This is a genomic window from Aliivibrio sifiae (assembly GCF_002954705.1).
GTDB lineage: Bacteria > Pseudomonadota > Gammaproteobacteria > Enterobacterales > Vibrionaceae > Aliivibrio > Aliivibrio sifiae_A.
This window is the reverse complement of sequence record NZ_MSCO01000002.1, coordinates 501,825-511,865: the sequence shown is the minus strand read 5'-3', so window position 1 is coordinate 511,865 and position 10,041 is coordinate 501,825. Positions and strand designations below refer to the sequence as shown.

Sequence of the window (10,041 nt, the reverse complement as noted above, 5' to 3'; positions counted from 1 at the left end):
CCTGCATAACACGTTTGCTACTATGCAGATTAAGCTTAAATTTACCACTTAATGCGGTAAACCCAAAGAAATCTAGAATGCCGAATGTAGCAAATCGTGTTGATGCATTTGTTATAAGAATTATGAATACGACCTATTCCCTTGGCAAAGAATCAGTAATGTACTTTTAATTTATGTGATACGGAATCAAAACCTTCAATTTTAGTAAAATCGCCTAAACTTATAGTGATTTTGTTATTGATTTGTTTGATAAAATTTATCTATATAATTTTACATTTAATGGTATTCAAATGACAACAGCTGCATATTTAACAATCAATGGCGAACAACAAGGTCCGCTATCTTTTGACTGTAATACACCATTATCAATGGGGAACAGTTGCCAAACTTCGCATAAAGACGAAATTACAGTACTATCTTTCTCCCACTCAATTAGCTACGTAAACAAATCAGTTCATAGACCAATTCAAGTTATCAAGAAAATAGATAAATCTAGCCCTTTGCTTGCTCAAGCCTGCACAAATTCAGAAACTCTCCAATGTACATTAAAGTTCTATAGAAAATCACCTGATGGCTCTCATCAGGAAAATTTCTATGAAATTCACCTTACAGGAGCAATGATTAAAAACATTCAAACAGAAATGCCAAATGTTCAGCATTTAGGCGAGTTAGAAATGACTGAAGTTTTAGATATTTCTTATAGAGACATAACGTGGAAGCATATCTCTGCAAATACTAACGGCTACTCATCCTGGATGAAAGCTATTGATGAGCTAGCTTCATGAGTATAAAAACAGATGATAAGTTAGATGAGGATTATTGGCAGTTAGAAAAAGATTCTAATGCTTGCATTACTCATATTTTAATGACTTTGGGACAAATGAAACTTGAATATAGTCAACATACTAAAGCAGTTCGAGATCTAACCTCTAATGTAAATTATGTTTTACAAGCTTACCGTCAAGGTCGTATTGACTACGAAACTGGATCTAAAGTATTTAAGTTATTTGCTCTTGGTTTTTCTGATGGCGTAAGAGCTGTAGATACAGCAAGAAGATATCGACCAGAACGAAATGCAGAAAGAGCCAGTATCCAACAAGGTGGATACCAAAGAAATATGACGGTAAATAACCAATCATTTAATGTTCGCTTTAATGCTCGGTGCGCAAGCGCCGAATGCTTAATGAGAGGTGCTAACTTTGATCTGACTGATGATGCATTTCAAGAGTATGTAGAGGCCGCAGCAAAAGATAAAAAAGATGACATTATGACAACAGTTAGTATTGCTGCTATTGCATTCCCTGCTGCTAAAGCTTTAGACTTTGTTGCTAATGCAAATACAGCTATCAATATTGTTAGTGAAACATTTAATGGTAAAGGAAACACTGTTGCATCTTATGTTATAGGTAAAGGCCTTGGATATAAATTAAAGCAAATTGGGATTCAAAAAGGCGTTTATGATAGAGCCGATGGAGCCGCAGCATTCATTACAGGAAATTTTTTAAATGAAAACACCAAGTAAAAATACCGTAATTAAGCTACTAAACACTATGTATTTTATTATCATACCAATCACTATTATTGGTGTGTTTTTTGATTTTCAGCGTGCAATATCTGGGTTAGGCATATTAGTTCTAATGTTAATTGGTTCTGAGTTACCACTTAGAAGATATTATAAAGGAAAACCTATGATGGTTTTTGGACGACTCTCTGATGCAGAGACAGAAGAAGAAACCGAAAATAGTTTAATTTGGCACTTATCTTCGATTACTCTTGGGTTCATTCTTATTGTTTCAAATATTATTTATGCAATTTGGACTAACTTAGCTTAAACCATTAATATTTAAGGGGATCAATTGATATATCCCCTCCATTTTCAAACTTAAAATAATAATTCTTATAACGCCTGCATAACACGTTTACTACTATGCAATCATACTTGAAATTGACGCCTTAAAACGAGAAACACCCGACAACCTGAGACGCCGAGTGTAGTAAATCGTGTTGATGCATTTGTTATATTGCCTATTGATAAACGACATGAAATCGTTCCAATACAAGAACCATGTCCTCACTAGGCTTAATATTTAACTCTGAGCATTCAGCAGCAAAGAAACGCCAATGAGCTTCACGCCACCATTTTAATGAACGGTCGCCCTCGCCTTCTGAATGAGCAAACTCAGCCGTAACTTCGTTGTATTTACACGTTTCAACTGAATCAATTTCAATGATACAAATTGGGTTCCCATTCCAATCAACAACCACTTGTAAGTGACCAACGGTTGGCATTGGTTCTTCACCAGATTCATACCAAACATTTAAGCTACAAGTTGCTGTCTTTTGACCGATTCGGATTAATTCTGCGCATAAATTGGCATTATGCTCATCAGCACAGAAATAGTCTGAACTGAATGATTGATACTTTTCACGCTCAATTTCAGAAAGTGAGCTTAGATACTTATTCAAGTAGATTTGAGACTGTTCTTCCATGAAATCCTCTTAACTATTTTCGCAATATAACGCCTGCATAACACGTTTGCTACTATACAGGCTTAGCTGAATTTTAACGCCTTAATCACTGAAACTAAAGGCAGACTGACAACGCCGAATGTAGCAAATCGTGTTGATGCGATTGTTATGCCTGTTGTTTCAATTTGGTACAAGACTCTCCAGACAGAAAACCTTTAGTGATTAACCTAACCTTATTCATTACTTTTTCTGAACCGTAATCAGTTAAATCCATGTGTTTCGAATTTTCAATTTCGACAATACAACTATGATATTTACTTTGCTCTTTTTCAGTTAACAAAGCACTAGCCACTGTAGGATATTCGGTCGCTCTTATTGATAACACTTGGATCTTAGCTGTTTTTGGCAGAGCTACTCTACGATGATCTAATGTGATAATTTTGCTTATGTATGACTTATTTTCAGAAGCTAGCCATGCTGATATATCACCGCCATTTGAATGCCCAACTAACAGAATATTCTGAAAATTATACTCAGGATAACTAAGTGATATATTACTTTGTAGAAAATCTAACGTTTCTGCACCACGCTTCCAATTTTCGATTCTAGTTTGATATAAATCCCCTTTTTTAGATAAAGGAGGATCATTTGGTAATTCATGATCAACAGCAACAGTTAAGTAACCCATTTCATTTAAATTTTGAACCATTAACTGGTATTTCAAATACGGGACTTTATAATCAGCACTAACAAATGCAACCTTACACTTATTATTCGTAGTGCATAAATCCTTTTGGACAGGAAAATCTACAGTTATTGGAATATTTCGCTCTCGGCTGGCATCGTAAATATCCAAAGAAGTTGCCATAACTGAGCTAGTTAATAACGACAACGCAAGAGGTACTGCAAATTTCATAAAATTCCTTATTTATATCAAAACCATAGAAAGGCATAACGCCTGCATAACACGTTTGCTACCATGCAGATTAAGCCTAAATTTACCACTTAACACGGTAAACTCAAAGAAACCTAGAATGCCGAATGTAGCAAATCGTGTTGATGCGATTGTTATGTTCGCTCTAACAGTTAATCACGGACGTATCTAAACTTAACATGCATATCGATGTAAGAATTAAGATCACCGCCAGATACTGCAATGATTTTCATTCTGTCAATATGCTGCTTACCCGCACTATCGTAGTCATAACTAACTGAACGAGCAGCTTCATCAAACCAAACCGTGATTGAATTAGAATTTAACTCAAAACCACGTATTCCTGAAGAGTTGTAAGTTTGCATTTAAGCCTCAATAATCCATTTGTACCAAAATATACAAATATCATTATTGTAATATCGTGAAGAACTACTGTGATTAATGTCACTAATTTCTAAGTTAATAAAAACAAAGGTAATATTTTAGATAACCATTATCTATCGCCTAGAACATAACGCCTGCATAACACGTTTGCTACCATGCAGATTGAGCTCAAATTTACCACTTAATACGGTAAACTCAAAGAAACCTAGAATGCCGAGTGTAGCAAATCGTGTTGATGCATTTGTTATATTCACTCTTACGTCTAAGTGAATAACTGACCGACTGTTTTCATCGGAATGAACATTCTTACTCGACCATTGATTTCACAAAGAACCTCGAAACCATATTTTACGTAGAATGATTCAGCTTGTTCAGTTAAACAATCAACAACAATGGCATAAGCTCTCATGTGAGAGTTAATTTCCCAAAGGTATTCGAGAGCTTTGATTAAGCTAACTTTACCTAGCCCACTTCCATGAAATTCTTTATGAACTGCAAGTTGAGCTAAAAGGAAAACAGGAACTGGATAGCGTGGTAATTTTTTAGCCATCGCTTGTGGCAACGTATCACGGCTAATCGAACTTGGCGCAATACTATAAAATGAACAAATTGGATATTTCTGATTTGGTAATGGCACTGAAGCAGGCAAAACCATTGTGCGGCTGATACCTGCTTGCATATGTTTAGCAGCTTGAGTTTGGATAAAATCATTTAACTCTTTTTCCCCACAGTCAAATGATGCTCTATCGTGCTGTGATTTATCCAATTCTTTGAAAGTTTTGGAATAACTCACTTAAACTCACCACTTTTAGTAAATGCAGCGGCTTCAAGTAATGCGTTATTCGGAGCCTTAGCCTCGTCACAAGCAATCATGAATTGATCAAATACATTTGCTTCAACAATGATGCTTTCATGCTCAGAAATTACCTGAGTTGAATCTTCGTCCATTAGACGAACAACGTATTCAGTTAAGCTTTTTAAACCAAGTAAAGCTGAAGCTTTCTCAGCCTTAGCTTTGATTTCTTCATCCAAACGGATATCAAGTCTTGCAGTAGCCATAAAACCTCCAATTGTACGGAGTAATTCCGTATTTAATATGAGTATAAGATTTAAACGACCAAAGTGCAAATTGTACGGAGCTAATACGGATTTAATTTTCAAGCTTTGTGAATATAACGCCTGCATAACACGTTTGCTACCATGCAGATTAAGCTTAAATTTACCACTTAACTCGGTAAACTAAAAGAAACCTAGAATGCCGAATGTAGCAAATCGTGTTGATGCATTTGTTAGGAGAATTTTTTCAACACGTTACGCCCTGCTTTAATAACAATATCCTGCCCACCTAGCAGATGATAATTATCTGGTTTATCACAAATAGCTGATTGGATTAAGCTAGCTAAGTTACTAACAGCATTGTTAAGCTCAGCTTCTAACCTGCATTGTTCAGGATTTAAAATCAATTGTATTTTATGAACTAGTTGTAATGTTTTTTGATAATCAAATTTAGCATGAGCCTCTGGGTCTGCTAAATAAATTAGTTCAGGCAGCCATTCAAGTAAATATTTACTTTTTAACTCATACGATGATTTCTTTTTATCTGCAATAATTTGAGTTCGCAATTTTTGAATATCATTTTGAAGCTGTTTTTTTGTATTTAAATACTGGAAACCACCGGCAAGTAAGGCTCCAATAACAACCCCTATAAACGGGTATAAATTTTCAAACATTTATTTCCACCTCAATTCTCCTAACGCCGCAATAACACGTGCGAACGACTTACTTACCAAGCCAATTACACTCTAAACCGCGAATGCCGAGTGTAATAGCATCGTGTTGATTGCTTTGTTATGTTTTATTCCAACCAGCTGATTTTATTAAAAATAGCCTTAGAAATCTCAACTAGTTTAAGACATTATTGCCTTACTTCTAAAAAGTGTTTTTTTGCATGATAAGCAAATATGTTTATAACGAGGAGCTGCATGAGTTGTTAATGGTTGAAAAATCACTTTGTCTGAACCACAACTAAAGCATTTAGCACTTTCTGGATCTGCCATTTTACATTCAGGATGTTTTATCAAATAGTTCTCAAGTGTCGGCAATTTGTGCCAATCATCATCCTGTGGCTTCGAATATGATACGAAATAGTAGAATATTGCAGCCGCGCCTAAAACTAAAACCAACCAAATGAAATCCATCTCTTTTCCTCAAGTTATCCCGAAAACATAACGCCTGCATAACACGTTTGCTACTATGCAGACTAAGCCTAAATTTACCACTTAATATAGTAAACTCAAAGAAACCTAGAATGCCGAATGTAGCAAATCGTGTTGATGCGATTGTTATATGCTTAACTCATGAAGCTGAGAGATCGTTCTAAAATTGGAGTGACTTTCTTTTTCCAAACCTCGATAGTTAAACCAAACCGCATTTAAACCAGCCTCAATCGCTGAAATAACGTCTTTTTCAAGTGAATCACCAACCATTGTAAGTTGACTAGGTTCAACACCTAACTTATTCGCTATTCTTTGATAAAATTCAGAACTGTTTTTTGATAAACCAAGATTTGATTTACAGAAATAGCCTGAAATGAATTGAGACAACCCGACTCGTTCAAATGCCAATTCAATATCCTGAACACTGGAATCATCAGCACCAGTTGCAACATAAAGTAAATGTCCTTTTTGGGATAACGAAGCTAACATTTCAGAAGCACCATCTACGGTCTGAACTGTTTCCCAATCACACATTTTTCCTAGAGTATTTGGAAAGTCGACCATTAAAGTGTCACCCCAATCGAACAGATAAGCTTTTTTCATAATGCCTCCTTGCATATAACGCCTGCATAACACGTTTGCTACGATGCAGATTTAGCTGAATTTTAACGCCTTAATCACTGAAACCAAAGGCAAACTGACAACGCCGAGTGTAGCAAATCGTGTTGATGCATTTGTTAAGCGGTTCTCAAATATTGCATTATATCTAACAACTCTAATGACAATTTTTTCATTTCTAAAGTGTCTTCAAACAATTCATCTGCTGATTTATTGCTATTTTTAAATCTCTCTTTTTCTTCTTTAAATGCTACTGCAAGCTGATATATAACACCTAAAGTCGAAATAATAGTATAAAGGCGCTCAGATTGAATATCCTTATGATTAGAAGGCATTTTAGCTTCTATTAATTCAAGATCTTTAGTCATTCTATCAACAAGATACAACATAGTTCTGATCGCATCCCTTTGATCTTTTGTTAAATAAACATAGCATTTTTCAAGAGTATTATTTAATACGATTAAAACTGGTGGTCGCGGTAAAGAGTACGAATCAAATAAAGAGTCATTACCCGTTTTCTTATACATTATCGCTCTTGCATAAACGTCATACACAACATCAATATTTTCATAACACTCATTAGCAAGATCGTTTAATTCTACATATAGCGCATTCTTTACATTTTCCACATCACGATGTTGTTTTATTGATTCTACTTTATTTGTAGAAATTACGGTTGCTGCAACACCAACTAAAGATGCACACAAACCAGCCAAAAATGACCCTAATTCCATTTTACATCCTCATTACCGCTTAACGCTTGCATAACACGTGCTGACGACCAACTTTACCAAACCAATTACACTTCAAACCAAAAACGCCGAATGTAATAAGCATCGTGTTGATGCGATTGTTGTGCGTGCTTACTTTCGGCTTGGTCAGCTTGGTAAAGAACTGCCCTGCCAAAATTTTCTAAGCGTTGATTTTAATTTACCAATGGCAATTAAGCGAACAAAATGTTTTTAAATTGCGAGATAAAGTAAATGGAAAACAAATACATTTCTTACGCCATTTGAACGGCTTGGTTTCAGCAGATTTGGAACTGATAAACCAAATATCCTAACCACAACTGGGATTGAAAATGCTGCGAGAAAAACACTGATGCAGAATAAAATGAGGCATAACCAAAGAACAATTGAAGCGTAAAAATGCCTCTGAAACGCCTGAACTTAGGGAAATAAGGGCTAATTTGCCGAACCTGATGAAATGGAAACCAAAAGGCACCAAAGAAGAAATTCACGCTTACTAAGCCGAAACTACGAAAGCCGCGATTCTATTGATGAACCGTGCAAAAAATTTCGGACTCAGTACGCACAACGCCTGCATAACACGTTTGCTACCAAGCAGGTTAAGCCTAAATTTACCACTTAATATGGTAAACCAACAGAAGCCTAGAATGCCGAATGTAGCAAATCGTGTTGATGCGATTGTTAGCCCTGTACTTACGTAAACTTTATTTTTCTAAGTAAATCTTCTGCTATTTTAGGATCAACAAAATAATTTGGCTTGCCATGATATCTAGTCATTACTTCAAGACCATCAAAATAGTCATATCTAGCTAATTCTTTTAAACGTTCTGTTTCATGTTTCCATTGTTCCTCTGGCATAGGAATTAACTGGAAACCGGATTCAGCTTGAAACATTTGAAGATATTGAACGGTATTACCTAAAATTTCTTTTACAATCGCTTTATCTTCTTCTGGTGTTCGACACCCAAAGAAAACCCCTTTAATTTTTGCGTCTAATTGAATTAATTTTCCATTACCTTGAGAGTTATGAATAACATCACGCCATTCTTTTTCATAAAACCAATCTTCGTATTTTGTAAATAAACACATAGATAGAACGTCATGGTCCTGAGGATGTTCATCGGAAGCAAATTTACGACTTTTCCAATATTCCTCGTGTGAAATTCTTGGATAGTGGCGACTATAGCGAACAGGACGGCAACTCGACTTCCCGAGCATATTATCTTCAGTCCGCTCAAAAGTTATAACAATACCTTTATGCTCATCCGCATAGTGCGACCACATTAATCCATGATCGTGAATTTCACTAAAACACATTACTGCATAGTTTTTTGATTGTTCTTCAAGCTTATCATTTCTTCTTTGAGTCAACTTATATAAAAACTCATGGAATTCTTTTTCATTCCCTTTTTCAGCAGCCTCTTTACTTCTTGAAGCCAAATAATACTCTAATTGATCCATGTCATTAAAATCCCCAACAAACTCATTATCACTAGGTACAGTTAATGGGCGAATTTTACAGTCAAATGGATCGTTAAACGTATTTGGAGCGGCATACCAAACAGACTTATTCCTAAGTATATTTAAAGTATTTTCATTCAGAGTGCCATCTGGATTTCGAAGTACTCGGTACTTCGATAAATATTGAACATTTGGATAATCCATCAAAAACCTCATTATTATTGAAAAAGGGCTAACGCCTGCATAACACGTTTGCTACTATGCTGATTAAGCTTAAATTTACCACTTAACACGGTAAACCCAAAGAAACCTAGAATGCCGAGTGTAGCAAATCGTGTTGATGCATTTGTTAGCTGTGTTTACCAGTTTTCTTTACTTTTATGTTCATTACCAACAATAAAGGCTGCTCTTTCAAAAAGTTCATCATATGTGAGGATCTCAACATTTCTTGAATCTCTACGAAATAACTCAAACGTTTTACGTTTCATTTTTTGTATTCCAGCAGGATCATCACCTTTATCCACTTGATTCCAATTACCTATAATCAAAATTGTTTTAGCATCATAAGCGTCTTGTGTAATTTGATTATACTCATCATCAAATAGTTCTTTTGAAGTCTCAATTTTAATTTGACCACTCGCTTTTTGTTCTAAAATCTGCGAATAAGCTTCCATTAACTCTTTGGATAATTTCCATGATTTCGCTCGATTTTGAGCTTTAGCGAAAATATCGGTAGTTGGTAATTTTAACTCAACAAATGTAGTAAATTTACGGTCACCCATAAGAAAATCAGATATCACCCCGTCTCGGCCACATGCATCTGTATCTGAAGCGTGAAACTCTTTTTGTAAAACCCCTTGAAAGCGATAATCTAACCCATAACCAAAAATCCATTGATTCTCAGCAAAAAAATGCTGCCAAGCAGTTTCATCTTTAGTATTTCCTCGTCCAATATCTTCTTTATATTGCGGAAGATAATTGTTATATAACAACTTACTAAAGATTTCTAATTGCTTCTTACGATAACCGGTATTAACCAAGTCTTGCGTCGTAATCATCCCTTGAGAAAGTAATTCTCTCACAACATCACCACCATCTGAACATGATAATAAAGTAGTGATTTTTTGTTTGGTTTGAGCGTCTAAAATATCCATAGCGTTATCAGATAATTCAATTCTTCTTTCTGCGAGCCCTTTTAGATCAATTTCAT

Annotated in this window: 14 protein-coding genes; 3 read left to right on the top strand and 11 right to left on the bottom strand. The window is 35.4% G+C overall.

What is annotated here, in order from left to right:
* The first annotated feature begins 290 nt into the window (after positions 1-290).
* Genes BTO22_RS13270 through BTO22_RS13260 form a run of 3 tightly spaced genes read left to right on the top strand, consistent with a single transcriptional unit; the run spans position 291 to position 1,832 of the window.
* Positions 291-785 carry an Hcp family type VI secretion system effector gene (locus BTO22_RS13270; protein WP_065639385.1) on the top strand — a complete coding sequence of 165 codons (495 nt, stop codon included), beginning with the start codon at positions 291-293 and terminating at the stop codon, positions 783-785.
* Positions 782-1,522, top strand: a complete 741-nt coding sequence (locus BTO22_RS13265; RefSeq protein WP_065639386.1) for a hypothetical protein — start codon at positions 782-784, stop codon at positions 1,520-1,522. Before BTO22_RS13270 ends, BTO22_RS13265 begins: the two co-directional genes overlap by 4 nt.
* The gene (locus BTO22_RS13260; protein ID WP_065639387.1) at positions 1,506-1,832 is read left to right on the top strand and encodes a hypothetical protein; all 327 of its coding nucleotides are present in this window, start codon (positions 1,506-1,508) and stop codon (positions 1,830-1,832) included. The genes BTO22_RS13265 and BTO22_RS13260 overlap by 17 nt, the downstream gene beginning before the upstream one ends.
* 193 nt (positions 1,833-2,025) lie before the next feature.
* On the opposite strand, the gene BTO22_RS13255 is transcribed toward BTO22_RS13260, so the two are convergent.
* From BTO22_RS13255 to BTO22_RS13195, 11 genes are all read right to left on the bottom strand, one after another.
* Positions 2,026-2,490 (bottom strand): ASCH domain-containing protein, encoded by a 465-nt coding sequence (locus tag BTO22_RS13255; protein ID WP_105055927.1) that lies wholly within the window; start codon positions 2,488-2,490, stop codon positions 2,026-2,028.
* 145 nt (positions 2,491-2,635) lie between these two features.
* Positions 2,636-3,385, bottom strand: coding sequence for an alpha/beta hydrolase (locus BTO22_RS13250; protein WP_105055926.1), 750 nt, complete (start codon positions 3,383-3,385; stop codon positions 2,636-2,638).
* A 170-nt stretch (positions 3,386-3,555) separates the two neighbouring features.
* Entirely contained in the window at positions 3,556-3,768 is a 213-nt protein-coding gene (locus BTO22_RS13245) for a hypothetical protein (protein ID WP_105055925.1), read from the bottom strand.
* Between the two features lie 281 nt (positions 3,769-4,049).
* The gene (locus BTO22_RS13240; RefSeq protein ID WP_105055924.1) at positions 4,050-4,580 is read right to left on the bottom strand and encodes a GNAT family N-acetyltransferase; all 531 of its coding nucleotides are present in this window, start codon (positions 4,578-4,580) and stop codon (positions 4,050-4,052) included.
* Positions 4,577-4,846: a type II toxin-antitoxin system TacA family antitoxin gene (locus tag BTO22_RS13235; RefSeq protein ID WP_105056563.1), complete on the bottom strand. Its 270-nt coding sequence runs from the start codon at positions 4,844-4,846 to the stop codon at positions 4,577-4,579. The genes BTO22_RS13240 and BTO22_RS13235 overlap by 4 nt, the downstream gene beginning before the upstream one ends.
* A 230-nt stretch (positions 4,847-5,076) precedes the next feature.
* Positions 5,077-5,517, bottom strand: coding sequence for a hypothetical protein (locus tag BTO22_RS13230; RefSeq protein ID WP_105055923.1), 441 nt, complete (start codon positions 5,515-5,517; stop codon positions 5,077-5,079).
* Positions 5,518-5,694: 177 nt separating this feature from the next.
* Positions 5,695-5,985: a hypothetical protein gene (locus BTO22_RS13225; protein WP_105055922.1), complete on the bottom strand. Its 291-nt coding sequence runs from the start codon at positions 5,983-5,985 to the stop codon at positions 5,695-5,697.
* Positions 5,986-6,129: 144 nt separating this feature from the next.
* Positions 6,130-6,606: an HAD family hydrolase gene (locus BTO22_RS13220; protein WP_105055921.1), complete on the bottom strand. Its 477-nt coding sequence runs from the start codon at positions 6,604-6,606 to the stop codon at positions 6,130-6,132.
* A 134-nt stretch (positions 6,607-6,740) separates the two neighbouring features.
* Positions 6,741-7,355, bottom strand: coding sequence for a hypothetical protein (locus tag BTO22_RS13215; protein WP_105055920.1), 615 nt, complete (start codon positions 7,353-7,355; stop codon positions 6,741-6,743).
* Between the two features lie 708 nt (positions 7,356-8,063).
* Positions 8,064-9,035 carry a DUF2971 domain-containing protein gene (locus BTO22_RS13200; protein ID WP_181044650.1) on the bottom strand — a complete coding sequence of 324 codons (972 nt, stop codon included), beginning with the start codon at positions 9,033-9,035 and terminating at the stop codon, positions 8,064-8,066.
* Between the two features lie 155 nt (positions 9,036-9,190).
* Positions 9,191-10,041: Shedu immune nuclease family protein (locus BTO22_RS13195; protein WP_105055917.1), on the bottom strand; the 851-nt coding region annotated here is incomplete at its 5' end.

Bases quoted from the DNA above. Each gene is read 5' to 3' on its own strand.
- BTO22_RS13270 (WP_065639385.1), top strand. From the start codon at position 291: ATGACAACAGCTGCATATTTAACAATCAATGGCGAACAACAAGGTCCG.
- BTO22_RS13265 (WP_065639386.1), top strand. From the start codon at position 782: ATGAGTATAAAAACAGATGATAAGTTAGATGAGGATTATTGGCAGTTA.
- BTO22_RS13260 (WP_065639387.1), top strand. From the start codon at position 1,506: ATGAAAACACCAAGTAAAAATACCGTAATTAAGCTACTAAACACTATG.
- BTO22_RS13255 (WP_105055927.1), bottom strand. From the start codon at position 2,490: ATGGAAGAACAGTCTCAAATCTACTTGAATAAGTATCTAAGCTCACTT.
- BTO22_RS13250 (WP_105055926.1), bottom strand. From the start codon at position 3,385: ATGAAATTTGCAGTACCTCTTGCGTTGTCGTTATTAACTAGCTCAGTT.
- BTO22_RS13245 (WP_105055925.1), bottom strand. From the start codon at position 3,768: ATGCAAACTTACAACTCTTCAGGAATACGTGGTTTTGAGTTAAATTCT.
- BTO22_RS13235 (WP_105056563.1), bottom strand. From the start codon at position 4,846: ATGGCTACTGCAAGACTTGATATCCGTTTGGATGAAGAAATCAAAGCT.
- BTO22_RS13230 (WP_105055923.1), bottom strand. From the start codon at position 5,517: ATGTTTGAAAATTTATACCCGTTTATAGGGGTTGTTATTGGAGCCTTA.
- BTO22_RS13225 (WP_105055922.1), bottom strand. From the start codon at position 5,985: ATGGATTTCATTTGGTTGGTTTTAGTTTTAGGCGCGGCTGCAATATTC.
- BTO22_RS13220 (WP_105055921.1), bottom strand. From the start codon at position 6,606: ATGAAAAAAGCTTATCTGTTCGATTGGGGTGACACTTTAATGGTCGAC.
- BTO22_RS13215 (WP_105055920.1), bottom strand. From the start codon at position 7,355: ATGGAATTAGGGTCATTTTTGGCTGGTTTGTGTGCATCTTTAGTTGGT.
- BTO22_RS13200 (WP_181044650.1), bottom strand. From the start codon at position 9,035: ATGGATTATCCAAATGTTCAATATTTATCGAAGTACCGAGTACTTCGA.